Genomic DNA, 21,998 nt, shown 5'->3' on the forward strand with positions numbered 1-21,998 from the left:
TCGCTTGGAGGGGGTAGAAGACGAATTTCCGGGGGCCATCGCCCTCGGGCTCCCCAAACTGTAGGCCTCACCTTACGTGCGCGGCCTTTGCAGTGGGAGGTGAGGTCGCCCATTTGGGGGTCAAGGGGCGATGGCCCCTTGAATCATGTCTCTTCCTACTCGTGCGCGCCGTTGAGGCTGTTCTTGCGGCGCTTGATCACGGTCACGTTGCCCAGCGTATCCATCCCCACGCCTTCGCTGCGCGGATCGGCCGCGCCCAGCCACTGGCCATTGACCTTCTCGACCGCGTTGGCCTTGAGGCCCAGCGGCGCGATCTTGACGTTCTCGCCCAGCGCCTGGAGCGCGGGGAGCATGGCTTCAAGCTCGGTGCCCTCTTCGAGCGTCGCGGTCTTTGAGCCCGGCGCGTAGACGAGGCCCAGCGCGATGGCGTCCTGCGCGGAGAGGTTCCAGTCGATCACGCCGATGATGGCCTTGGCGATCTGGCAGATGATGGTGGAGCCGCCCGCGGCCCCGATGGCCAGGCGCACCGAGCCGTCGGGGGCATAGACGATGGTGGGTGACATCGAGCTGCGCGGCCGCTTGCCGCCTTCCACCCGGTTGGCGACGAGATAGCCGTCTTGGCTCGGCACCGGGTCGAAATCGGGTAGCTCGTTGTTGAGGAGAAAGCCCGAGGCGGCGATGCCCGATCCGAAGTAGCCGTTGATGGTGGTGGTCACCTGCGCGACGTTGCCCTGCTTGTCGACGACGGCAAGGTCGCTCGTGCCCGGATCGTCGCGGAAGGGGACGCGCTGGCGCGCGGGCGCACCCTCGGGCGTGCCGGGCTCGATCACCTGCATCGTGCGCGCCGGATCGATCCGGGCCGAACGGCGGGCGAGGTAGGCTGGGTCGAGCAGGCCCTTGACCGGGATACCCACGAAGTCGGGGTCGGCCATGTAGAGGTTGCGGTCGGCGTAGGCGAGGCGCTCGGATTCGGCGAGGAGGTGCCAGGAGACCGGGTTGTCCTTGCCCAGGGCCTTCATGTCGAAACGTTCGAGCTGCTTCAAGATCATCAGCACGGTCAGGCCCCCCGAAGAGGGCGGGCCCATCGAGCAGACCTTGTAGCCTCGGTAGTCGTCGCAGACCGAGGGGCGTTCCTTCGCCTCGTACCCGGCGAGGTCGTCAGTGGTGATCGGCGAGGAGACGGGCTCGGCGCTGTTGAGCGCGTGGACGATGCTCTGCGCGATATCGCCCTTGTAGAAGGGCTCGGGCCCTTCGGCGGCGAGGCGTTCGAGCGTCTCGGCCAGGGCCGGTGTCTTGAGCGTCGAGCCGATGGCGACGGCCTCCCCACCCGGGAAATAGGTGTCCTTGGCCCAGCCGGTCACGTGGCGGCTGTAGAGATTGAGGCCGTTGTGGAGGCGGTCGGTCACCACGAACCCCTCGCGGGCGAGCGCGATGGCCGGCGCGAAGAGATCGGCCCAGGGCAGCGTGCCCCACTGCGCGTGGGCCTTGGCCATGGCGGCGAGCGCACCGGGCACGCCCGAACTCAGCGCACCCTGGTAGATCTCGCGGCCCGGGCGGCGTTCGCCGTTGGCATCGAGGAACCAGCTTTCGTCGGCGGCACCCGGCGCGGTCTCGCGCCCGTCGATGGTGGCGATCGAACCGTCGGCCGCGCCGTGGCGGACCCAGAACAGGCCGCCGCCAATCCCCGAATTCTGCGGCTCGACCACGTTCAATGCAAGCATCGTCGCGATGGCGGCATCGGTCGCGCTGCCGCCGCGGTTGAGGATCTCGACGCCCGCGGCGGCCGCGCGCGGGTCGGCCGCGCTGACCACGCCGATCCCGGTACCGTCGCGGTTCTGCGCGGCAGGGGGCGGTGTCTGCATCTCGGCAGGCGCGGTGGCGGTGCAGCCTGCGGTGCCCACAAGAAGGGCAAGCGAGGCGGAAAGGGCGAAGGGCGTGCGCAGGACGGCGAGGGAATTTCGAAGCATTGCGCGGGAGGCTATTCGCTTCCGACCGCCTCGGCAATGGTGGTGAAGCCATCGCGCTTCATCAGCGTTTCCAGCCCCTTGCAGATGTGCTTGGCGATATAGGGGCCTTCGTAGACCATCGCGCTGTAGAGCTGGACGAGGCTGGCGCCCGCGCGGATGCGGGCCCAGGCATCCTCGGCGGTGGCGATGCCGCCCACGCCGATCAGCGGCAGCGCGCCGCCGGTCGCCCTGCGGAAATCCCGCAGGCGCTGCTGGGCCAGGTCCTTGAGCGGTGCGCCCGACAGGCCGCCACCTTCGCCCGCGTGCGCAGAGGCCAGCGGCGGGCGCGAGATGGTGGTGTTCGAGACGATCAGCGCGCCCAGCTTGCGCTCGATGGCGATGCGCGCGATCGCGTCGATGTCGGCGGGCTCGAGATCGGGGGCGACCTTGAGGAAGACGGGCGGGGCCTTGACCGGGCAGACCTCGTCACGCGCCGCGATGACGCCGTCGAGCAGGCCGGTCAGCGCCGATTCGTCCTGCAACGCGCGCAGGCCCGGCGTGTTCGGGCTGGAGATGTTGACCGCAAGGTAGGTGGCGTAAGGCGCCATCATGCGCGCCATGGTCGCGTAGTCGGCGACGCGGTCGGTCGAATCCTTGTTGGCGCCGATGTTGATCCCCACCACGCCCGGGCGCGCGGCGCGGGCCGAAAGGCGCTTGCGGGCCGCCTGGCCACCGCCATTGTTGAACCCCATGCGGTTGATCACCGCGCGGTCCTCTTCGAGCCGGAAGAGGCGCGGCTTGGGATTGCCCGGCTGGGGCAGGGGCGTGATCGAGCCGACCTCGGCAAACCCGAAACCCAGCTTCAGGAGCGCGTCGGGCACCTCGCCGTCCTTGTCGAACCCGGCGGCCATGCCGACCGGATTGGGAAAGGCAATGCCGGCCACTTCGCTCGCCAGTGCCGGATGGGGCGCAGGGGCGGGCAGGAAGCGGGCCATCGCGAGCGTGCGCAGCGCGATGCCATGTGCCGATTCGGCGTCGAATCGAAAAAGGGCGGGGCGAAGGGCTTTGTAGGTCACAGCCGCGCTCATAGCCGCGTTGCGCGAAGGCCACAAATCTTTCGTCTAACAACAATTGTCAGCAAAAAAGCGTTCTTAGCCCGCACCCTCCCGCAGCACCATGTCGCAAATCTACAATTCCTGAACGGCGCCTCAGCCTACATGGGATGCGCGACCCGAAGGGCTCGTAGCGGGATGCGCACGAGTTCTTTATACCTTGAGGCGGCTTTCTGCATCGGCGGAAAGCCGCCCTTTTTGTGTGCCGGGCACGGCGTTGATGCAGGAGGTGTAAGTCCTTTGCAGGCCTGCTGGTGGGAACTGCTAGCTGAAGGCAACTGCGTCGCCGCGAGGCGGGGTGGGGAGGAAGCCGGAGGCAAAGCTCGGAGCTGACGAACAGGAATCGGATAGAAGGCCGGTGCGGCGGGATAACCCAGCAATGGATGGGGATGTCCGATAGCCAGACAGACGCGCGCATTGGTAAATCCGGCAGCGACCGAGTGAAGGATCAACGTCTTACCCCGGGAGATCTCCTGGCCTCTCCGGACGATCCGGAGAACAGCGGCAGTGATGTTGCTGGATGGGCCCGGAGAAGTCAGCAGCGGTCATAGTAGCGGGCGCAAGCCGGCGAAGGACCAAATTCGGTACCCAAGGAGCAAGACTGGGCACATTCGATGGGTGTGGAGCGGCAGCAAGGTAGCGGGAAGCAGCAGGACTTCTTCGATGAAGCCCTGAAGGCATCGCTTGGCCACGACGTCACCGGCAAAGGCGGAACTGGCGCTGGGACGATCGAGGAGCGGCAATCACCCACGGCATGGGCCGAGCCCCTCGCCTTGACGCGTTACGTGATGGAGGAGGTGGCCAGCTCGGCCAACCTGAACCAAGCCTACAAGCGGGTGAAAGCGAACAAGGGGGCGCCGGGCGTGGACGGGATGACCGTCCCCGACCTGCGTGACTGGATTGCAGGAAACCGTGAGAGGCTGATCGCCTCGTTACTCGACGGTACTTACCGTCCAAGCCTGGTGCGCGGAGTTGAAATTCCCAAACCCGGCGGGAAAGGAGTGCGCCAGCTGGGCATTCCGACGGCTGTCGACCGGCTGGTACAACAGGCGATACTGCAAGTCCTGGATCCCGTCCTTGATCCGACATTCTCGGCATCGAGTTTTGGGTTCCGCCCCGGACGCGGCGCACACGATGCGCTGCGTCAGGCCCGGGACTATGTGCGGGACGGCTATGCGATCGTCGTAGACCTCGACCTGGAGAAATTCTTTGATCGGGTGAACCACGACATCGTCATGGCCCGTCTGGCCCGGCACATCGCCGACCCACGCCTGCTCGTCATCATCCGCCGGTTTCTACAGGCCGGGATGCTGTCGGGTGGTGTGCACGTCGAACGGCAGGAGGACCCCGCAAGGCGGCCCTCTCTCGCCGCTGATCGCTAACCTCATTCTGGATGACCTCGACAAGGAGCTCGAACGCCGGGGCCACCGGTTCTGCCGCTACGCCGACGACTGTAACATCTATGTACGGTCACAGGCAGCGGGGGAGCGCGTCATGGCTTCGGTTACCGCCTTGCTGGAAGGCAAGCTCCGACTCCGCGTCAATCAGGCCAAGAGCGCGGTTGCACACGTCCGGGAACGTACCTTCCTCGGCCACCGTCTGACAGCGGGAGGCTTTTTGAGCATAGCGAACAAAAGTCTCACGCGGCTGAAGGAGCGGCTCAGGGCGATTACGCGCCGCAACCGAGGCATCAGCCTCGCGGCGATGATCGCACAGACCAATGCCTTCACTACAGGGTGGGTCACCTACTACCGACACGCCCGGGCTCAGACGGTTTTGCGCGAGATCGACAGCTGGCTCCGGCGCAAGCTTCGCTGCGTCCGGCTCAAACAGTGCAAGCGCACCATGACGATCGCCACTTTCTTAAGGGAAAACGGCGTCCCAGAATGGCAGGCTTGGATCTTCGCGCTCTCGGGAAAGGGCTGGTGGCGCCTGTCGGGCAGCCCTCAGGCCGCCCACGGCATGCCCAACGCATGGTTCGATCAGGCAGGTCTCTCAAGCCTCGCTCTCCAACATGCCGCCTTAAACCGTACCGGAAACCGCCGTGATACGCAGTACGTACGTCCGGTGGTGTGAGAGGGGGGCGCCGTGAGGCGCCCCCCTACTCGATTATGACCGTGTGTGCGCATTTTGCATCCAGGCGGCGCGGGCGACGGTCTGCGCCCCATTGAAAACCGCGGCGTCCTGCGCTAGTTGAATTGGAGAGATTTAATCCAGTTTAACCCTCGGGTGCGAGAAGTCCTTTAGCGATGCGCTTGTCCAGCATGGCCGACTACGCTGTTGTCATCATGTCCGCCGCCGCGCGGCATTGCGGCGGCGTGCGCATCAGCGCGGGGCAACTGGCCGAGGAAACCGGCCTTCCCGGACCCACGGTGCAGAAACTGGTGAGCAAGCTCAGCGCGGCGGGGCTCATGCGCTCCTCGCGCGGGGCCGGTGGCGGTCTCAAGCTGGCGCGCCCGCCCGCCGCAATAACGATAGCCGACATTGTCGAAGCGGTGGAGGGGCCGATCGCGCTCACCGCCTGCATCGAAGAGGGCAAGCATGACTGCACGCTGGAGGGGCAATGCACGGTTCGCCCCCACTGGCCGCAGGTCAATGCGGCCCTGCGCGGGGCATTGGCACAGGTGCCCCTCACCCAGTTCGTCGAGGAAGCATAAATGACACAAGGTTCCGCCCCTCTCACGCCGGAGGCTCCCGAGCGCGACCAGGCCGCCCGCGAGGCCGCCGCGCGCGTCGCCGACTACGAGCACGGCTGGTCCTCGGACATCGAGCAGGAATACGGCCCCAAGGGCCTGTCCGAAGAGACCGTGCGGTACATCTCGGCCAAGAAGGACGAGCCCGAGTGGATGCTCGAGTGGCGCCTCAAGGCCTACCGCCGCTGGCTTGAAATGACCCCGCCGGACTGGGCCAAGCTCGACGTGCCGCCGATCGATTACCAGGAGGCCTATTACTGGGCCGCGCCCAAGGCCAAGGACGGCCCCAAGTCGCTCGACGAGGTCGATCCCGAGATCCTGCGCGTCTACGAGAAGCTGGGCATTCCGCTGGAAGAGCAGAAGGTGCTCGCGGGCGTCGAGGGCGCGCGCAAGGTCGCGGTCGATGCGGTCTTCGATTCGGTTTCGGTCGCCACCACCTTCCGCAAGGAGCTGGAAAGCGCGGGCGTGATCTTCCGTTCGATCTCCGAGGCGATCCGCGAGTACCCCGAGCTCGTCAAGAAGTGGCTCGGCAAGGTCGTGCCCCAGCATGACAACTACTTCGCCACGCTCAACTGCGCGGTCTTCTCGGACGGCACCTTCGTCTACGTTCCCGAGGGCGTGCGCTGCCCCATGGAGCTGTCCACCTATTTCCGCATCAACGCGGAGAACACCGGCCAGTTCGAGCGCACGCTGATCGTCGCCGACAAGGGCGCCTATGTCTCGTACCTCGAGGGCTGCACCGCGCCCCAGCGCGACGAGAACCAGCTGCACGCGGCGGTAGTGGAACTGGTCGCGCTGGAGGATGCGGAGATCAAGTACTCCACGGTGCAGAACTGGTACCCCGGCAACGCCGAGGGCAAGGGCGGCATCTACAATTTCGTGACCAAGCGCGCGCTGTGCCAGGGCGACCGTTCGAAGGTGTCCTGGACCCAGGTCGAGACCGGCTCCGCCGTTACCTGGAAGTACCCTTCGTGCGTGCTCAACGGCAAGGACTCGGTCGGTGAGTTCTACTCGGTCGCGGTCACCAACAACTACCAGCAGGCCGACACCGGCACCAAGATGATCCACAACGGCGCAGGCTCGCGCTCGACGATCATCTCCAAGGGCATTTCGGCGGGCCGCTCGAACAACACCTATCGCGGCCTCGTGCGCGTGGGCGCTTCGGCGGAGAACGTGCGCAACTTCACCCAGTGCGATTCGCTGCTGCTGGGCAAGGACTGCGGCGCGCACACCGTCCCCTACATCGAGGTGAAGAACCCCACCGCGCAGATCGAGCACGAGGCGACCACCTCCAAGATCAGCGACGACCAGCTCTTCTACGCGCAGCAGCGCGGGCTCGATACCGAGGAGGCGGTCGGCCTCATCGTCAATGGCTTTGCGAAGGAAGTTCTCCAGCAACTGCCGATGGAATTTGCGGTCGAGGCGCAGAAGCTGCTCGGCATTTCGCTCGAAGGGAGTGTCGGATAATGACCGTGGAACGCAAGACGCTGGGCGTAAGCCAGGGCGGGACCAGTGGCGGCAGCGACGTGCGCGCGACGTTCGCGCTGACGGGGGCACGCTATGAAAAGCTCAAGGAACGTGCGCGCGAACAGCGCCACCATCCCAGCGAGGCGCAGGCCGCGCTCTGGGCCGAACTGTCGGGTTCGAAGCTGGGCGGGGTCAAGTTCCTGCGCCAGGCGATCGTCGGCTCGGCGATCGTCGATTTCGCCTGCCCCTCGCGCTGGATCGCGGTGCTGCTGAGCCCCGAAGGCGCCAACGCCGAGGTCGCCACGTTGCAGGACGCCAAGCTGCGCCAGGTCGGCGTGCGCGTGCTGCGCTTTGCCGAGAGCGAAGTGCTCTCGGACACCGACGGCGTGGTCCAGGCGATCAGCGTCGAGGTCAACCGGCCCTTCGACAAGCGCGCCGCGCGCCGTGGCGGAGCCGGTGTCCAGATGGAGGACACCGAGGCATGAGGCGGCGCGCAAGCGCCTTTCTCCTGCCGCTCCTGGGCGCACTTGCGGCGGGGACGGTGTCCGGCACCGCCCAGGCCGCCGGGCCTGTGATCCCCGAAGCCTTCCGGGGCCACTGGGAAGAGGAGCGCCGTTTCTGTGCCCTGCCCAGCGATGCGACCCTGACCCTGACCGCCACCGCGCTCAGGGGATGGGAAGCGACGGGCGCCGTGACCAAGGTGGAAGAGGTGGGGCCACGCGCCATCGTCATCACCGCGACGTTTGACGGCGAGGGTGAGACCTGGACCCAGAGCGAGCGCTACGAGCTGTCGGGCGACGGCGGCACGCTGACGACGACCAACGAGAAATTCACATTCCAGCGCTTTCGGTGCCCCAAGGGCTGAGCCCTCCTGCACCCCAGCGCCACACGAATCCAAGCGGAACTGAACAACGCCATGCTCAAGATTGAAAACCTCCAGGCCAAGGTGGCCGACAAGCCTATCCTCAAGGGGCTCAGCCTCGAGATCAACCCGGGCGAGATCCACGCCATCATGGGCCCCAACGGCGCGGGCAAGTCGACGCTGGGCTACACCCTGGGCGGCCGTCCCGGGTACGAAGTGACCGGCGGTTCGGCGACCTTCAATGGCGAGGACCTGCTCGATCTGGAGCCGCACGAGCGCGCGGCCGCCGGGCTCTTCCTCGGCTTCCAGTACCCGGTCGAGATCCCCGGCGTCTCCTTCGTCCAGTTCCTGCGCGAGGCGGCCAACGCCCAGCGCAAGGGCCGCGGCGAGGAACCCTATTCGGGCGGCGAGTTCCTCAAGCTTGCCAAGGAGAAGGCCGGCCTTCTCAAGATGGACATGGACATGCTCAAGCGCCCCGTGAACGTGGGCTTCTCGGGCGGTGAGAAGAAGCGCGCCGAGATGGTGCAGATGGGCGTCCTCGACCCCAAGCTGGCAATCCTCGACGAGACCGATTCCGGCCTCGACATCGACGCGCTGCGCATCTGCGGCGAGGGCATCAACGCGATCATGCGCCAGAAGGACAAGGCCGTCCTCCTCATCACCCACTACCAGCGCCTGCTCGACTACGTGAAGCCGGACTATGTCCACATTCTCTCGGCGGGCCGCATCGTCAAGTCGGGCGGTCCCGAACTGGCCCTGCGTCTTGAGGACGAGGGTTACGAAGCCGTGGTGCACGAGACGGCGGCATGAGCGATACCCTGACTCTTCCGACGCGCCGGGACGAGGACTACCGGTATTCCGATCTCGCGGCGCTCGAAACGCTCTGGCCGATCGCGCCCGAGGAGATCCACGTTGCCGCCGGCGCCGAGGAAAGCCTGCAGGTGGTCCTCGACGGCGAAGCGGCTGTTGCGCGCCATTTCGTGATCACGCTGGACAAGGGCGCGAAGTATGACCTGCGCGTCCTCTCGGCGGGCCCGGTCTATGGCCGTTTCGCGCTCGACGTGCGTCTGGGCGAAGGCGCGGACTTCACCTTTGGTGCCGCGCAGCTGGCAACGGGTTCGGAAAATCTCGAGATCGTGACCAAGGTGGTGCACGCCGAGGAGAACGCGACCTCGGCGCAGATCGTGCGCACCGTTCTCGCCGAAAAGGCGGTCGGTACGTACCTGGGCTGCATCGGCGTCGAACGCGGCGCGGACGGCACCGATGCCGAGCAGTCGGTGCGCGCCATGCTGCTTGATCGCACGGCGACGGCCAACGCCAAGCCCGAGCTGGAAATCTTCGCCGACGACGTGAAGGCCGCGCACGGTTGCGCGGTCGGTGAACTCGACGCGCAAGGGCTCTTCTACCTCATGTCGCGCGGGCTTCCCCCGGCGGACGCCAAGCGCCTGATGCTCCAGGCCTTCATCGCCGAGGCCTTCGCGGGCGCGCCCGAGAGCGATGAGCTCAACGCGGCCGCGCAGGTCCGGCTGGAGGCCATCCTGGGATGAGCACCGCGACGCTGACCTTGAAGGACCAGTTCCCGGGCCTTGCGGGCAATTGGCACTATCTCGACACCGCGGCGACCGCGCAGAAGCCGCAAGTCGTGATCGATGCCACCGTGAACGCGCTGGGCCGCGACTACGCGACCGTGCACCGCGGCGTCTACGCGCGCTCGGCCGAGATGACGCTGGCCTTCGAGGCGGCGCGGCGCACGACCGCCAAGTTCATCGGAGCGCAAGAGGACGAGATCGTCTTCACCCGCGGCGCGACCGAGGCGATCAACCTTGTCGCGCAGACCTGGGGCCTGACGAACCTGAAGGCGGGCGACCGCATCCTGCTTTCCGTGCTCGAGCACCACGCGAACATCGTGCCCTGGCAGCTCCTGGCGGAACGTACCGGCGTTGCCATCGATGTCTGCCCGCTGACGGAGGACGGCCGGATCGATCTCGATGCGGCGCAGGCGATGCTGACCCCGGCGCACAAGCTGGTGGCGCTGGCGCATGTCTCGAACGTGCTGGGCTCGGTGCTCGACGTGGCGCGTGCCGCCCGGCTCGCGCACGATGTCGGCGCGAAGCTCCTGGTTGACGGTTGCCAGGCGACGCCGCGCTTGGCGCTCGACATGAAGGCGCTGGACTGCGATTTCTACGCCTTCTCCGCGCACAAGCTCTACGGACCTACCGGCGTGGGCGTGCTCTGGGCGAAGAAGGACATTCTCGATGCCATGCCGCCCTGGCACGGCGGCGGGGCGATGATCGACCGCGTGACCTTTGAAAAGACCACTTACGCCCCGGCGCCGCAGCGCTTCGAGGCGGGGACGCCGATGATCGTCGAGGCGCTGGGCATGGCTGCGGCCATCGACTGGCTCGACGAGGTTGGCCTTGACCGGGCCCAGGCGCACGAGCGGGACCTTACCGCCACGCTGCGCCGCGAACTGTCCGCGCGCAATGATGTGACCCTGTTCGGGCCCGAGGATGGCCTTGGCATCGTCAGTTTTGCGCTCGACGGGGTTCACCCGCACGATCTGGGCACCATATTGGACGAGGAAGGTGCAGATGGCAGCCGGGTCGCGATCCGCGCCGGGCACCACTGCGCGCAGCCGCTGATGGACCACCTCGGGGTGTCCGCCACGGCCCGGGCCAGCTTCGGCCTCTACAGCGACGAAAGCGATATCGAGGCGCTCCTGAAAGGGATCGAGCGCACCAGGAGAATTTTTGGATGAGCAACGACGAGAAGCCCAACTTCACCGTCGAAAGTGTCGATGAAGCCCCCGCCCCCCGCCGCGCGCGGGTGGACGACGCCGACGCGCCGCAGGTCGAAGCGGACGCGGGTGAGCGCAAGCGCGACTACCTCGAAGGGTTCCTGGCCGAGAAGCCGCAAGCGACCAATCCGGGTGAGCCGGGCGGCGCGATCTACGACGGCGTGGTCGATGCGCTGAAGGAGATCTTCGACCCCGAGATTCCGGTCAACATCTACGACCTCGGCCTCATCTACGCGGTCGATGTCTCGCCCGAGGCCTCGGTTGCCGTCACCATGACCCTGACGACGCCGCACTGCCCGGTCGCCGAATCGATGCCGGGCGAAGTGGAACTGCGCGTTGCCGCGGTTCCGGGCGTGCGCGATGCCGAAGTGAACCTGGTCTGGGATCCGCCGTGGGACATGGCCAAGATGTCCGACGAGGCGAAGCTCGAACTGGGCATGCTGTGAGCGAAGCGGCGGACCTTGCCGAGCAGGGCCACGTCGATGGCCTCAACGTGCGCCTTGCCAACTATGGCTACGAGGCGGACGGCAAGGCCATCGTCGCGCTGCTCGATGCCTATGCGCGCGATCCGATGGGCGGCGGCGAGGGCCTCGCCCCGGCGGTGCACGACCGGCTCGCCATCGCGCTCGACGCCTTCCCGGGGGCCTTCTCGGTGCTCGCTTTCGCTGGCGCCGAGCCGGTCGGGCTCGCCAACTGCTTCACCGGCTTTTCGACCTTCGCCGCGCGCCCGCTGGTCAATATCCATGACCTCGTGGTACTCTCAGGTCATCGCGGCAAGGGTATCGGCCGCGCGCTGATGCATGCGGTCGAGGCCGAGGCCCGCACGCGCGGGGCCTGCAAGGTCACGCTCGAAGTGCTCTCGGGCAACGCGCCCGCCAAGGCGCTCTACACCGCGCAGGGGTTTGCCACCTATGCGCTTGATCCCGATGCGGGAACCGCTCAATTCTGGGAAAAGAAGCTATGACCACCACGATAACCTCCCGCCCGCGTCCGGCCGCCGTCGTGCTGACCCCGAGCGCCGAGGAGCGGGTTGCCAAGCTCATGGCCCAGGCTCCCGACGGCGCGATCGGCGTCAAGCTCTCGACCCCGCGCCGGGGCTGCTCGGGGCTGGCCTACTCGGTCGACTATGTGACCGAGGAAAGCCCCATGGACGAGAAGATCGAGACCCCCGGCGGCGTGTTCTACATCGATGCCGCCTCGGTGCTCTACCTGATCGGTTCGACCATGGACTGGCAGGAAGACGACTTCACCGCCGGCTTCGTGTTCAACAACCCCAACGCCAAGGGCGCCTGCGGCTGCGGTGAGAGCTTTACCGTTTAAGAAGAAGTTTTCTCCAAGGGGCCATCGCCCCTTGACCCCGGAATCGGCGACCTCACCTTTCTCAGCTAAGCTGGCGCGAGAAAGGTGAGCTAGACAGTTTAGGGAGCCCGAGGGCGATGGCCCTCGGATCTGTCATTCTATCTATTTACCCCTCCGCGAGAAACCGCAGCAGGGCCTGGTCATACTCGTCGACCATGCCGTTGGCCTCGATCCGTTCGTCGAGCCAGATCTGCTCGTCGCGGGTGATGTCGGTGGCGGCTTCCACCAGTGCATTGAATTCACGGCGCGGGGGCTTTTTGCCGAAGACCTTGCCGAGATGGTTGGGATTGAGCGCCGCGCGCCCGGTCCGGCCCAGGAACCGCCCGACCGATGAACTCGTGTCGTTCATGAATCGCTCGAGCTCGGCCGCGCGTTCGGTGTCGAGCGGAGTGTGGCTGGTAAAGCCCTGCAGGTAGTTGCCCACCCCTTGCACGAACAGCGCCTTCCATTCGGGCGCGTTGTCGGCGCTGAGTGTTTCGTCCTTCAGGCGGAACAGCAGTTCGGCTTCGCGTCGGCCGATCCCGGCGGGACGGTCCGATCCGCTGGAGAAAAGCACACGGCGCAGCAGCGCGGCTTCGGCCTGCGTGACCCGGCCCTTTTCCAGCTCGCCCCCGCAGCGCGTGGGGCCTTGGCCGGTCAGCACTTCGCGTTCCAGGCACTCGATGGCCCAGACTCGCAGGGTCTCGGGCGTGGAGAGCGCGGTCTCGAACACGCGGATCAACGTTTCCAGTTCGGTCAGCGAGCAGACCGCGCCGTCGGCCTCGATCTGGTCGATCAGCCAGCGGGCATTGGCCTCGCTCACGTAGCCGCGCGGTTCCTCGATCTCGACGATGAAGTGGGTGATGGCCTCGCGGAAGAATTCGGCCCACTCGGGCTCGGGCGTGGCAAGGCGGCGGTTGACCGCGAAGATTGTCGCGGCCTCTTCGGCGGTGATGGTGCCGTCCGCCCAGCCGGTGCGGCGCAGCTCGAGAACGTCCTTGGCGCAGATCGTCCCGTCGGCGAGAGCCTTCTCGGCAATGGCGCTGAAATGCATGGTCATCGGTCGTGCTGGTCCCCGCCCTGGTTGCAGGCGCGAGACTAGGCCGAATAGCCCTAATTACGCGTTAATGCAGGGGCGGCCGAGGCCCCTGTGCGCAGGTCCTAGCGCTGGCGCAGCGCCGCGACGCAGGCCGCGCGGTCCACGTCCTGCCCGTCCGACTGGCGCCGCGCATCGACGTAGGTCGCGACCGGCGCCTTCGAATTCGAGGTCGGGTAGAGGTAGACGTCGAGCAGGCAGGCGCGCCCGGTGAACTGCAGCTTGCGCGCATCGCCTTCCCAGACTTCGAGCCGGGGCTGGCCGAACTGGCGCACGAGTTCGCGCTCGGTCACGCCGATCACGCCTTCGAGCCCCGGGATGTTGAGGAAGCGCGGGTCGCGCGCGCCGGACGGCGTCGCGGGGCGGATGTTGGTGGCGCGCGGCGGCGCGCTGGTGCGCGAGCCCCCGCCCGTGCCGGTGCTCGACACACAGCCCGCCAGCGCCAAGGCCCCGGCCAGCAGGACCGCGGCTCCCCTCCCCGGGAGCGGCGTGCGGTCGGGCGTGGAACGGCGGCGGCGAAGGCGCGAATGTGCGGGGCGGATCGTCGTCATTATGGCTCCAGCGCATCGCCCGCCGCCGCGTCTGTGTCAACGGGCCGCGGGGGCGGGGAAGGTTGCACCGCGACAGACGGCAGGCTACTCGCGCCATGATGCGGTGCAAAACCTGTGTGCTGCGCGAAGTTTACCGCCGAACAACCCCTTAGCCTGAGGAAACAAGCTGCATGAGCGAGACTACCCTGGACGTCGTTGCTATCGGTAACGCCATTGTCGATGTCATGGCCCCCTGCGAGGATTCGCTGATCGAGGAGCTGGGCATGGTGCGTGGCGGCATGACCCTGATCGACACCGAGGGGGCGACCTCGCTCTACGCGCGCATGGGCCAGGCGACCGAGATTTCGGGCGGTTCGGCGGCGAACACGCTGGCCGGCCTTGCCGCGCTGGGCGCCGACTGCGGCTTCATTGGCCAGGTCGCCGACGACCAGCTGGGCGAGATCTTCGCGCACGACATCCGTTCGGGCGGCATCGCCTACACCACCGCGCCGCGCGCGGGCGACCCGCCGACGGCGCGCTGCCTGATCTTCGTTTCGCCCGACGGCCAGCGCACGATGAACACCTTCCTCGGCGCGTCGCAGTACCTGCCCGCCGAGGCGCTTGACCTCGACATGATCGCGCGCGCCAAGGTGCTCTACCTCGAAGGCTACCTGTGGGATCCCGAAGAGCCGCGCGCCGCCATGCGCAAGGCGATCGATGCCGCGCGCGGCGCGGGCGCGAAGGTCGCCTTCACGCTGTCCGATGCCTTCGTCATCAGCCGTCATGGCGATGACTTCCGCGCGCTCATCGCCGATGGCCTGATCGACATCCTCTTCGCCAACGAGGTGGAACTCGCCGCGCTGACCGGCGAGGACGATTTCGACGCCGGGATTGCCGCACTTGCGCCCAATATCGGCACACTGGTCGTGACCCGCAGCGAAAAGGGCGCGGTCGCCGCGACCGGCGGTGAACTGACCCAGGTTCCCGCCGAGCCCATCGCCAAGGTCGTCGATACGACGGGCGCCGGTGACCTGTTTGCGGCCGGCTTCCTCTATGGCCACGTGCGCGGCATGGAGGTTGCCAAGTGCCTCAAGCTTGGGGCAGTCTGTGCAGCCGAGATCATTTCGCACATGGGGGCCCGTCCGGAAGCCGATCTCAAGGCGCTCGCAGGCGTCTGACCCGACAGGGGCCAGGTTTCCGGTTCCGGTCCGTCGGGCAGCGCCATGGTGTGCCGCCTGACGGACCGCCCGGAACTGGGGAGTTGGCCGATTGACCTGTCCGGCGCTGATCGACTTCGAGGCAAGCTGCCTGCCCGAATATGGGCAATCCTTTCCCATCGAGGTCGCCATCGCGCGCGTGGACGGGCGCAGCCGGGCCTGGCTCATCAAACCCTCGCCGCGCTGGACCTACTGGGACTGGTCCGATGAGGCCGAGAGCCTCCATGGCATCAGCCGCGAACTGCTGGAATCCCAGGGCCTGCCGCCCGCGCAGGTCTATGCCGAGATGGTCGCCTTCACCGAGGACTGCGACCTTTACGCCGATGCCGACCTTGACGAATACTGGTTCGAGGTCCTGTGCCACGCCATCGGTAAACCCCTTCCCTTCCCGATCCGGTACCTGGGCGAATTCATCGGCCGGCGCGGTTACACGCGCGGACAGGTCGTGCGCGCGCTGGAGGCGGCGCGGGCCAAGCTTCCCAAGGAGCACCTCGCGCGCGAGGACGCCAAGAGGCTGGCGATGATGGTGAAGCTCCTGCTCGACGAGCCGCCCGGAGGGCTCAGCCGCGCGGCGGTGTGATCAATTAAGACAAGAAAACGAATCCGAGGGCCATCGCCCTCGGGCTCCCCGAACTGTCTAGCTCACCTTTCGCGCGCCGCCTTGGCTGAGAAGGGTGAGGTCGCCCATTCCGGGGTCAAGGGGCGATGGCCCCTTGAAATAGTCTTCTCTTCTTTCCTGAAAACTCAGACTTCGGCAGACGCCCTGCGCCGAGCCTCTTCCAGATCCACCTGGCATTCGCGGCGCGCCTCGCGGCGTTCCTCGACGAGCCGGTCGGCAAGCTGGGTGGTGAGCGCGCAGCCGCGTTCGGGCCGGATCGGATGCTTGCGGCGGCATCCGCTCTCGGTGGCAAAGAAGTTGTCCGCGCAGTCCTCGAACTCGGCGACGTCGGCGGCGTGCTGGGCCCGGCAGGCCGCGCTCCAGTGGTTCTTGTACGTCAGCTGCGCGCGGCTGACGCAGTCCTCGAAGGCGGTCTGCGCGGCCTTCTCGCGCCGGGCCTGTTGGGCCAGCGCGTCGGTCTGGTGGACCGCGTCCTCCTGGCGCTCGGCCATCGCCTGGCTCTGCTGGCGGATGTCCTGCGAGGGCAGGTAGATGCCATAGTAGAAGCCGACGCCCGCCCCGCCCATCAGGGCCCCGGCCGCAAGGCACAGCTTGAGGATGGCGTCGGCGTGCTTGATCATGGGCTTAGTGGGCGCTCTTCTCGCGCGCCACCTCGCGCCAGCCGATGTCGCGGCGGGCAAAGCCGGTCGGAAAGTCGATGGCATCGAGCGCGGCGTAGGCACGCCCTTGCGCCTCGCTGACCGACGTGCCCATGCCGGTCACGTTGAGCACGCGGCCTCCGCTCGCCACCAGCGTATCGTCCTGGATCGCGGTCCCGGCGTGGAAGACCTTCACATGATCGTTCTCGTTGCCCTCGATACCCTTGATCGCGCCGCCCTTTTCGGGGGTGCCGGGATAGCCGCGTGCGGCCATCACGACGGTGAGCGCGGGCTCGTCGGAGAAGCGCGGCGGCGCCACCGAGCCGAGGCGGTTCTCCGCGCAGGCGTGGAGCAGTTCGACGAGATCGCTCTGCAGGCGCATCATCATCACCTGGCATTCCGGATCGCCGAAGCGGCAGTTGTACTCGATCAGCTTGGGCCCGGTGCTGGTGAGCATGATGCCCAGGAACAGGACGCCGTTGTAGGGCATGCCCTCGTCGGCCAGCGCGCGCACGGTGGGCGCGATGATGCGGGTCATCGTCTCGGCGGTGAGCTCGGGGGTGAGCACCTTGGCCGGGCTGTAGGCGCCCATGCCGCCGGTGTTGGGGCCGATGTCGCCATCACCCACGCGCTTGTGGTCCTGCGCGCTGGCGAAGGGCACGATGGTCGAACCGTCGGTCAGCGCGAAGAAGCTGGCTTCCTCGCCCTCGAGGTATTCCTCGATCACCGCTTCTGCGCCCGCTTCTCCAAAGCGGCCCGAGAAGATTTCCATGACCGCCATTTCGGCCTCGGCCTCGGTCATGGCGACGGTCACGCCCTTGCCCGCGGCCAGGCCATCGGCCTTCACCACCACCGGCGCGCCGAATTCGGCAAGAGCGGCAAGTCCGGCCGATTCACTGGTGACGCGCACGTAGCGGCCGGTGGGAATGTCGGCCTTGGCGCACAGGTCCTTGGTGAAGCCCTTGGAGCCTTCAAGCTGGGCTGCGGCCTTGTTGGGACCGAACACCGGAACGCCGGCCTCGCGCAGCGAATCGGCAAGGCCATCGACGAGCGGGGCCTCGGGGCCGATCACGACAAGCCCGATGCGCTTGTCCTCGCAGAAGGCGAGGACGGCGCCGTGGTCGGTCGCATCCAGCTCCACGCAGGTTGCCTCCTGCGCGATACCCGGATTTCCGGGGGCAGCGTAGAGCGCGTCGCACAGCGGGGATTGCGCCATCTTCCATGCCAGCGCATGTTCGCGCCCGCCCGAGCCCAGAAGAAGGATGTTCATAACCCCGTGCCTTTCAATCGATCCACTGACGATGACAATACCGAATACGGTCGCTTGGAGGGGCTGGTAGCGAAGGAGGGCGCAGGGGACAACGCCGCGCCGCTCTCGATCACCGAGATTTCGGCCCGATTGAAGCGCACGGTCGAGGACCGGTTTGGCTATGTGCGCCTGCGTGGCGAGCTGTCGGGGGTCAAGCGCGCGGCCTCCGGGCACCTCTATTGCGCCTTGAAGGACGACAAGGCGGTGATCGACGGGGTGATGTGGCGCGGCAATGCGCAGCGCCTCGCCTTCCGGCCCGAGGACGGGATCGAGGTCGTTGCGGCGGGCAAGCTGACGACCTATCCTGGGCGCTCCAAGTACCAGATCGTCATCGAATCGATGGAGATCGCGGGCGAGGGCGCGCTGCTCGCGCTCCTGGAAAAGCTGCGCGCGCGGCTCGCCGCGGAAGGTCTCTTCGCGCCCGAGAGGAAGCGCGCGCTGCCCTTCCTGCCGCGCACCATCGGTGTTGTCACCTCGCCCACGGGCGCGGTCATCCGCGATATCCTCCACCGTCTGGCCGACCGTTTCCCCAGCGAGGTGCTGGTCTGGCCGGTGCTGGTGCAGGGCGAGGGCGCCGCGCAGCAGGTCGCGAACGCGGTGCGCGGCTTTTCCGACATCGCGCCCGGCGGTCCGGTGCCGCGCCCCGATCTCGTCATCGTGGCGCGCGGCGGCGGGTCGATCGAGGACCTGTGGAGCTTCAACGAGGAAGTGGTCGTGCGCGCGGTGGCCGACTGCTCGATCCCTGTCATCTCGGCCGTGGGGCATGAGACCGACACCACCTTGTGCGACTACGCCGCCGACCGGCGCGCGCCCACGCCCACCGCCGCCGCCGAAATGGCGGTGCCGGTGCGCCGCGAACTGCTGGGCCAATTGGACGAGATGGGCTTTCGCATGCGCCGCTGCGCGCTGCGCCCGGTGACCCTGGGCCGTGAGCGGCTGGAAGCGCGCGTGCAGCGCCTGCCGAAACCGGACGCAATCCTGGCCATGAAGGCGCAGGCGCTTGACGATCTGACCGACCGGCTGCGGCGCGGCCTCAAGGATCGGGCGGGCCGCAAGCGTGAACACCTCGGGGTCGCCGCCGCCAGGCTCTCGCTGCCGCTGCTCCAGCGCCAGGTGGTCCAGGCGGGCAAGGACCTTGTCGGTACGGGCCTCGAACCGCGCCTCCTGACCCGCCGCTGGGCGCAGGACCGCGACCGGCTGGCACCTTTTGCGCGTGTGCTGCCCCAGCTCAACCCGCGCCTGCCGCTCGAACGGGGCTATGCGCTGGTGAAGACCGTAGACGGCAAGGCGCTGACCACGCGGGCGAGGGCGGCGGCCGAAACCGGCCTCGTCCTGGAGTTTCGCGATGGCGAACTGGCGGTCGCGGTGGGCGAGAGCGGCCCCGCACCCGCCCCTTCCAGCTCGGCGCCGAGCCCCGCTCCGGCCCCGGCGCCCAAGGACAGCTCCAAGCCCGCGCCTGCTCCGCGACCGAAGGCCGAGGAACCGCGACAGGGCGATTTGTTTTGAGGCGGGGCCTCTGCTAGATCCAGGGTCATGCTAATGTCTTCTGCCGACCGTCCCGCCAAGCTCGCCTACGGGCCCAGCAGCTATCGTATGCTGAGCCCGGGCAACTACGTGAATTGCGCCGTGACTGGCGAGCCTATCGCGCTCGAGGAGCTGCGGTACTGGAGCGCGGAGCGGCAGGAAGCCTACGCGAGCGCGGAGATTGCGACGCGCCGCATGCTCTCGGACACCTGACCCAGGGAACCATCCCATGACGAAGTTTGCACCCACGTCCCTCCTTGGCCGGCTGGCCTTGGGGGGCGCTCTTGGCTGCGCGGTTCTCGCCGCGGGCACATTTCTTGCTGCCGAGCGCCCGGCTCACGCGGCCGATGATGCGGCGCGCGGGCAGGGCCTCTCCTTTACCGGCGAAGTCACGCAAGGGGGCTGGATTCGCGGCGTCGCGCCCAGGGGCACCGTTTCCATGACGCTCGATGGCGAGGATGTCGGCGTGTCGGAAGGGTCGGGTCAGTGGTTTGCCGCCTTCGACCGCGATGCCCGCGACAGCGCCCGGCTCGTTGCCAAACTGGCCGATGGCTCGGTGGTGGAGCGCACGATCTCGGTCTCGCCGCGCCAGTGGAACATCGAGCGGGTGAATGTCGCGCGCCGCAAGGGCGGGCCGTCCGAAGCCTTCATGAAGATTCGTCGTCCCGAACTCGCCCAGATCGTGGCCGCGCGCGCCAAGCGCACCGGCGCGACCGGCTGGACGCAGGACTTCATCTGGCCGGTGAAGGGGCGCATCTCCGGGCGTTTCGGTTCGCAGCGCATCTATCGCGGGGAGCCGGGCAGCTACCACTCGGGCCTCGACATCGCGACCGGGACGAGCGGCACGCCCTTCGTTGCGCCGGCCGATGGCACGGTGATCCTGGCGGCCGATTCAAAGCCCTTCTCGCTTGAAGGGCACTTGCTGATGATCGACCATGGAAACGGCCTCAACAGCGCGTTCCTGCACTGCTCGGAAATCGACGTGAAGGTGGGCGATACGGTGCGCCAGGGCCAGGTGATCGGCAAGATCGGCAGCTCGGGCCGCGCGACCGGGCCGCACCTGCACTGGTCGATCAAGTGGAAGGACGCGCGCGTCGATCCGATCCTGTTTACAGGGCCGATGGACTGATCGCGCCAGTTCGAAAGAAGGATTGTTCAAGGGGCCATCGCCCCTTGACCCCCAAATGGGCAACCTCACCTCTCTCAGCCGGGATGGCGCGCGGCAGGTGAGCTAGACAGTTTCGGGAGCCCGAGGGCAATGGCCCTCGGAAATCTCCTTTCTTCCTGCTTTATATACCCTAACGTGGCGATATCCGTCTTCAAAGAGGACCCGTGCGCGCTCGTATTGCTTCGCTGATCCTGCTGGCCGGGCTCCTCGTGCCGATCTGGGTGCGCTCACCGCAGCTGCCCGAGCCCGAGGGCAACGGCCTTGCGCTGGCGCGTCAGCGCCTGCCCGATCGGGATCGCCTGGCGCGCGATCTTGGTCCCTTGCGCCTGGAAGGTGCCTGGCAACTGACCGGTGCGAGTGCAGGCGGCTATTCGGCTCTGGTGCCGGTTGACGATGACCAGCTTCTCGCAATCAGCGACGGGGGCATGTGGCTGCACCTCGACATGCGCACAGGGGCGCCCTTTCGCCATGCCTATGGCAGGCTGGGCCTGGCGGCGCGCAGCAAGGAGAAGGAGGATCGCGATGTTGAATCGGCATTTCGGGATTCCCGAAGCGGCGCGATCTGGCTCGGAATGGAGGGCGTCAACGCGATCGTGCGGATGAACGCTGCACTGGAGGAGGAGAACCGGGTGCGATCTGCCTCGATGCGCGCATGGGGTGTAAACTCCGGCCCCGAGGCACTGACGCGGTTGGAGGACGGACGTTTTCTCGTGCTGCGCGAAACGCCGACGTCGGGGACGGGTGGGCGCTTGCACGAAGCGGTGCTGTTCGAAGGTGATCCGGTCGAGGGTGCGAAAGCCCTGCGGCTGCAATTTGCAGGGCCGCGCAACTTTTCCGCGGTCGATGCCGCCACGCTGCCCGACGGGCGCGTGCTGGTGCTCATGCGGCGGCTGGTCTGGCCAGCGCCGCTGACCTTTGCGGGGCGCATCGTCATTGCCGATCCGCGCGACATCGTGCCGGGCAGGACCTGGACCTCGCAGGAGGTCGCGGTGCTGGCCTCGGACATGCCGCTCGACAATTTCGAGGGAATGGCGGTGCGTAAGGGCGCGCAGGGCCGCGTCGAGATCTGGTTGATCTCGGACGACAATTTCATGCGCCACTGGCAGCGTACGCTTTTGTGGAAGCTGTCGGTCGATCCCGCACAGCTACCGCGTACGGACGCATCGAAGCGCGTCCGCTGAGCGCGGGTTCAGATAGCAAAGGACACGCAAAAAGCGCGCGGTTCAACCGCACGCCCTTGCGAGAAGCCGAATTGGCCGTTCACCCCTTGCGGGGTGAGGGCAATCAGGCGGCCTGCTGCTTCTTGAGCTCGCGCTTCACCTTGAGGGCGCGCGGGCTGAGCTTGCCGTCCGAGGTCTTGAGCAGCCAGTTGTCGAGGCCACCATTGTGCTCGACCGAGCGCAGGCCGTGCGTCGAAACACGGAACTTGAAGCTGCGGTCCAGACGTTCCGACATCAGCGTGACGTTCTGGAGGTTGGGCAGGAAGACGCGCTTGGTCTTGTTGTTGGCGTGGCTGACGTTGCAGCCGACCTGACGGCCCTTGCCGGTCAGTTCGCAGATGCGGGACATGTTTACTCTCGCTCGAAAAAAACGGTTGCCGTAAGTACGGGAAGGCGCGCCCTTACTGATTCCCTGTGCAAAGGTCAAGTTGCATGGGCGGATTTCGCAGGCTAGCGCAGGGT

General features: G+C 67.0%; 25 protein-coding genes. 18 read left to right on the top strand and 7 right to left on the bottom strand.

What is annotated here, in order from left to right:
* Nucleotides 1-155 precede the first annotated feature (155 nt).
* Together ggt and HT578_RS13200 are read right to left on the bottom strand one after the other, a co-directional pair.
* Nucleotides 156-1,967: a gamma-glutamyltransferase gene (gene ggt / locus HT578_RS13195; RefSeq protein ID WP_422394352.1), complete on the bottom strand. Its 1,812-nt coding sequence runs from the start codon at nucleotides 1,965-1,967 to the stop codon at nucleotides 156-158.
* 11 nt (nucleotides 1,968-1,978) lie between these two features.
* Nucleotides 1,979-3,034, bottom strand: coding sequence for a quinone-dependent dihydroorotate dehydrogenase (locus HT578_RS13200; protein ID WP_039389834.1), 1,056 nt, complete (start codon nucleotides 3,032-3,034; stop codon nucleotides 1,979-1,981).
* 638 nt (nucleotides 3,035-3,672) lie between these two features.
* Between HT578_RS13200 and HT578_RS13205 the strand changes: the two genes are divergently transcribed.
* The 12 genes from HT578_RS13205 (at nucleotide 3,673) to HT578_RS13260 (ending at nucleotide 12,197) form a co-directional block, all read left to right on the top strand.
* The gene (locus HT578_RS13205) at nucleotides 3,673-4,440 is read left to right on the top strand and encodes a reverse transcriptase domain-containing protein (protein ID WP_213499973.1); all 768 of its coding nucleotides are present in this window, start codon (nucleotides 3,673-3,675) and stop codon (nucleotides 4,438-4,440) included.
* Nucleotides 4,379-5,134 carry a reverse transcriptase domain-containing protein gene (locus tag HT578_RS22420; protein ID WP_213499975.1) on the top strand — a complete coding sequence of 252 codons (756 nt, stop codon included), beginning with the start codon at nucleotides 4,379-4,381 and terminating at the stop codon, nucleotides 5,132-5,134. Before HT578_RS13205 ends, HT578_RS22420 begins: the two co-directional genes overlap by 62 nt.
* A 173-nt stretch (nucleotides 5,135-5,307) precedes the next feature.
* A complete protein-coding gene (locus tag HT578_RS13215) occupies nucleotides 5,308-5,715 on the top strand; it encodes an SUF system Fe-S cluster assembly regulator (protein WP_039389832.1) in 408 nt (135 codons plus the stop codon).
* Nucleotides 5,716-7,218: a Fe-S cluster assembly protein SufB gene (sufB, locus tag HT578_RS13220; RefSeq protein ID WP_039389829.1), complete on the top strand. Its 1,503-nt coding sequence runs from the start codon at nucleotides 5,716-5,718 to the stop codon at nucleotides 7,216-7,218.
* Nucleotides 7,218-7,703, top strand: coding sequence for an endonuclease domain-containing protein (locus tag HT578_RS13225; protein WP_039389827.1), 486 nt, complete (start codon nucleotides 7,218-7,220; stop codon nucleotides 7,701-7,703). Before sufB ends, HT578_RS13225 begins: the two co-directional genes overlap by 1 nt.
* Nucleotides 7,700-8,083, top strand: coding sequence for a hypothetical protein (locus tag HT578_RS13230; RefSeq protein ID WP_213499976.1), 384 nt, complete (start codon nucleotides 7,700-7,702; stop codon nucleotides 8,081-8,083). Before HT578_RS13225 ends, HT578_RS13230 begins: the two co-directional genes overlap by 4 nt.
* A 51-nt stretch (nucleotides 8,084-8,134) precedes the next feature.
* Nucleotides 8,135-8,890: a Fe-S cluster assembly ATPase SufC gene (gene sufC / locus HT578_RS13235; protein ID WP_213499977.1), complete on the top strand. Its 756-nt coding sequence runs from the start codon at nucleotides 8,135-8,137 to the stop codon at nucleotides 8,888-8,890.
* Nucleotides 8,887-9,627: a SufD family Fe-S cluster assembly protein gene (locus HT578_RS13240; RefSeq protein WP_213499978.1), complete on the top strand. Its 741-nt coding sequence runs from the start codon at nucleotides 8,887-8,889 to the stop codon at nucleotides 9,625-9,627. Before sufC ends, HT578_RS13240 begins: the two co-directional genes overlap by 4 nt.
* Nucleotides 9,624-10,838 (top strand): aminotransferase class V-fold PLP-dependent enzyme, encoded by a 1,215-nt coding sequence (locus HT578_RS13245; protein ID WP_213499979.1) that lies wholly within the window; start codon nucleotides 9,624-9,626, stop codon nucleotides 10,836-10,838. The genes HT578_RS13240 and HT578_RS13245 overlap by 4 nt, the downstream gene beginning before the upstream one ends.
* Nucleotides 10,835-11,323: an SUF system Fe-S cluster assembly protein gene (locus HT578_RS13250; RefSeq protein WP_039389818.1), complete on the top strand. Its 489-nt coding sequence runs from the start codon at nucleotides 10,835-10,837 to the stop codon at nucleotides 11,321-11,323. The genes HT578_RS13245 and HT578_RS13250 overlap by 4 nt, the downstream gene beginning before the upstream one ends.
* Nucleotides 11,320-11,841, top strand: a complete 522-nt coding sequence (locus tag HT578_RS13255) for a GNAT family N-acetyltransferase (protein WP_239026283.1) — start codon at nucleotides 11,320-11,322, stop codon at nucleotides 11,839-11,841. Before HT578_RS13250 ends, HT578_RS13255 begins: the two co-directional genes overlap by 4 nt.
* Entirely contained in the window at nucleotides 11,838-12,197 is a 360-nt protein-coding gene (locus tag HT578_RS13260; protein WP_213499980.1) for a HesB/IscA family protein, read from the top strand. The genes HT578_RS13255 and HT578_RS13260 overlap by 4 nt, the downstream gene beginning before the upstream one ends.
* Before the next feature lie 145 nt (nucleotides 12,198-12,342).
* Here HT578_RS13260 and HT578_RS13265 read toward each other — a convergent pair whose 3' ends face one another.
* Together HT578_RS13265 and HT578_RS13270 are read right to left on the bottom strand one after the other, a co-directional pair.
* Nucleotides 12,343-13,275: a hypothetical protein gene (locus HT578_RS13265; RefSeq protein WP_213499981.1), complete on the bottom strand. Its 933-nt coding sequence runs from the start codon at nucleotides 13,273-13,275 to the stop codon at nucleotides 12,343-12,345.
* 101 nt (nucleotides 13,276-13,376) lie between these two features.
* Nucleotides 13,377-13,862 carry a hypothetical protein gene (locus HT578_RS13270; protein ID WP_039389811.1) on the bottom strand — a complete coding sequence of 162 codons (486 nt, stop codon included), beginning with the start codon at nucleotides 13,860-13,862 and terminating at the stop codon, nucleotides 13,377-13,379.
* A 170-nt stretch (nucleotides 13,863-14,032) separates the two neighbouring features.
* Here HT578_RS13270 and HT578_RS13275 point away from each other — a divergent pair, with 170 nt between their 5' ends.
* Nucleotides 14,033-15,019, top strand: a complete 987-nt coding sequence (locus tag HT578_RS13275; protein ID WP_213499982.1) for an adenosine kinase — start codon at nucleotides 14,033-14,035, stop codon at nucleotides 15,017-15,019.
* A 91-nt stretch (nucleotides 15,020-15,110) separates the two neighbouring features.
* Nucleotides 15,111-15,638 (top strand): 3'-5' exonuclease family protein, encoded by a 528-nt coding sequence (locus HT578_RS13280; RefSeq protein WP_039389806.1) that lies wholly within the window; start codon nucleotides 15,111-15,113, stop codon nucleotides 15,636-15,638.
* A 164-nt stretch (nucleotides 15,639-15,802) separates the two neighbouring features.
* On the opposite strand, the gene HT578_RS13285 is transcribed toward HT578_RS13280, so the two are convergent.
* Nucleotides 15,803-16,297 carry a hypothetical protein gene (locus HT578_RS13285; RefSeq protein WP_213499983.1) on the bottom strand — a complete coding sequence of 165 codons (495 nt, stop codon included), beginning with the start codon at nucleotides 16,295-16,297 and terminating at the stop codon, nucleotides 15,803-15,805.
* Nucleotides 16,298-16,301: 4 nt separating this feature from the next.
* Nucleotides 16,302-17,585, bottom strand: a complete 1,284-nt coding sequence (gene purD / locus HT578_RS13290) for a phosphoribosylamine--glycine ligase (RefSeq protein WP_213499994.1) — start codon at nucleotides 17,583-17,585, stop codon at nucleotides 16,302-16,304.
* On the opposite strand from purD, the gene xseA reads away from it, so the two are divergent.
* The 4 genes from xseA to HT578_RS13310 all read left to right on the top strand — a co-directional run bounded on the left by xseA (nucleotide 17,547) and on the right by HT578_RS13310 (nucleotide 21,497).
* Nucleotides 17,547-19,130, top strand: coding sequence for an exodeoxyribonuclease VII large subunit (gene xseA / locus HT578_RS13295; protein WP_213499995.1), 1,584 nt, complete (start codon nucleotides 17,547-17,549; stop codon nucleotides 19,128-19,130). The two genes, purD and xseA, sit on opposite strands and share 39 nt — an antisense overlap.
* Nucleotides 19,131-19,157: 27 nt before the next feature.
* Complete coding sequence (locus HT578_RS13300) at nucleotides 19,158-19,361, top strand: DUF2093 domain-containing protein (RefSeq protein ID WP_039389797.1); 204 nt, start codon at nucleotides 19,158-19,160, stop codon at nucleotides 19,359-19,361.
* A gap of 16 nt (nucleotides 19,362-19,377) precedes the next feature.
* Nucleotides 19,378-20,277, top strand: coding sequence for a M23 family metallopeptidase (locus tag HT578_RS13305; RefSeq protein ID WP_213499997.1), 900 nt, complete (start codon nucleotides 19,378-19,380; stop codon nucleotides 20,275-20,277).
* 203 nt (nucleotides 20,278-20,480) lie between these two features.
* Nucleotides 20,481-21,497, top strand: a complete 1,017-nt coding sequence (locus HT578_RS13310; protein ID WP_213499999.1) for an esterase-like activity of phytase family protein — start codon at nucleotides 20,481-20,483, stop codon at nucleotides 21,495-21,497.
* A 103-nt stretch (nucleotides 21,498-21,600) separates the two neighbouring features.
* Here HT578_RS13310 and rpmB read toward each other — a convergent pair whose 3' ends face one another.
* Complete coding sequence (gene rpmB, locus HT578_RS13315; protein ID WP_039389789.1) at nucleotides 21,601-21,885, bottom strand: 50S ribosomal protein L28; 285 nt, start codon at nucleotides 21,883-21,885, stop codon at nucleotides 21,601-21,603.
* Nucleotides 21,886-21,998: the final 113 nt, after the last annotated feature.

The organism is Novosphingobium decolorationis (assembly GCF_018417475.1).
In the GTDB taxonomy this organism is placed as follows: domain Bacteria; phylum Pseudomonadota; class Alphaproteobacteria; order Sphingomonadales; family Sphingomonadaceae; genus Novosphingobium; species Novosphingobium decolorationis.

Coding starts and splice junctions, on each gene's coding strand:
- ggt (WP_422394352.1), bottom strand. CDS start 1,967: ATGCTTCGAAATTCCCTCGCCGTCCTGCGCACGCCCTTCGCCCTTTCC.
- HT578_RS13200 (WP_039389834.1), bottom strand. CDS start 3,034: ATGAGCGCGGCTGTGACCTACAAAGCCCTTCGCCCCGCCCTTTTTCGA.
- HT578_RS13205 (WP_213499973.1), top strand. CDS start 3,673: ATGGGTGTGGAGCGGCAGCAAGGTAGCGGGAAGCAGCAGGACTTCTTC.
- HT578_RS13215 (WP_039389832.1), top strand. CDS start 5,308: ATGCGCTTGTCCAGCATGGCCGACTACGCTGTTGTCATCATGTCCGCC.
- sufB (WP_039389829.1), top strand. CDS start 5,716: ATGACACAAGGTTCCGCCCCTCTCACGCCGGAGGCTCCCGAGCGCGAC.
- HT578_RS13225 (WP_039389827.1), top strand. CDS start 7,218: ATGACCGTGGAACGCAAGACGCTGGGCGTAAGCCAGGGCGGGACCAGT.
- HT578_RS13230 (WP_213499976.1), top strand. CDS start 7,700: ATGAGGCGGCGCGCAAGCGCCTTTCTCCTGCCGCTCCTGGGCGCACTT.
- sufC (WP_213499977.1), top strand. CDS start 8,135: ATGCTCAAGATTGAAAACCTCCAGGCCAAGGTGGCCGACAAGCCTATC.
- HT578_RS13240 (WP_213499978.1), top strand. CDS start 8,887: ATGAGCGATACCCTGACTCTTCCGACGCGCCGGGACGAGGACTACCGG.
- HT578_RS13245 (WP_213499979.1), top strand. CDS start 9,624: ATGAGCACCGCGACGCTGACCTTGAAGGACCAGTTCCCGGGCCTTGCG.
- HT578_RS13250 (WP_039389818.1), top strand. CDS start 10,835: ATGAGCAACGACGAGAAGCCCAACTTCACCGTCGAAAGTGTCGATGAA.
- HT578_RS13260 (WP_213499980.1), top strand. CDS start 11,838: ATGACCACCACGATAACCTCCCGCCCGCGTCCGGCCGCCGTCGTGCTG.
- HT578_RS13265 (WP_213499981.1), bottom strand. CDS start 13,275: ATGACCATGCATTTCAGCGCCATTGCCGAGAAGGCTCTCGCCGACGGG.
- HT578_RS13270 (WP_039389811.1), bottom strand. CDS start 13,862: ATGACGACGATCCGCCCCGCACATTCGCGCCTTCGCCGCCGCCGTTCC.
- HT578_RS13275 (WP_213499982.1), top strand. CDS start 14,033: ATGAGCGAGACTACCCTGGACGTCGTTGCTATCGGTAACGCCATTGTC.
- HT578_RS13285 (WP_213499983.1), bottom strand. CDS start 16,297: ATGATCAAGCACGCCGACGCCATCCTCAAGCTGTGCCTTGCGGCCGGG.
- xseA (WP_213499995.1), top strand. CDS start 17,547: ATGTTCGCGCCCGCCCGAGCCCAGAAGAAGGATGTTCATAACCCCGTG.
- purD (WP_213499994.1), bottom strand. CDS start 17,585: ATGAACATCCTTCTTCTGGGCTCGGGCGGGCGCGAACATGCGCTGGCA.
- HT578_RS13300 (WP_039389797.1), top strand. CDS start 19,158: ATGCTAATGTCTTCTGCCGACCGTCCCGCCAAGCTCGCCTACGGGCCC.
- HT578_RS13305 (WP_213499997.1), top strand. CDS start 19,378: ATGACGAAGTTTGCACCCACGTCCCTCCTTGGCCGGCTGGCCTTGGGG.
- rpmB (WP_039389789.1), bottom strand. CDS start 21,885: ATGTCCCGCATCTGCGAACTGACCGGCAAGGGCCGTCAGGTCGGCTGC.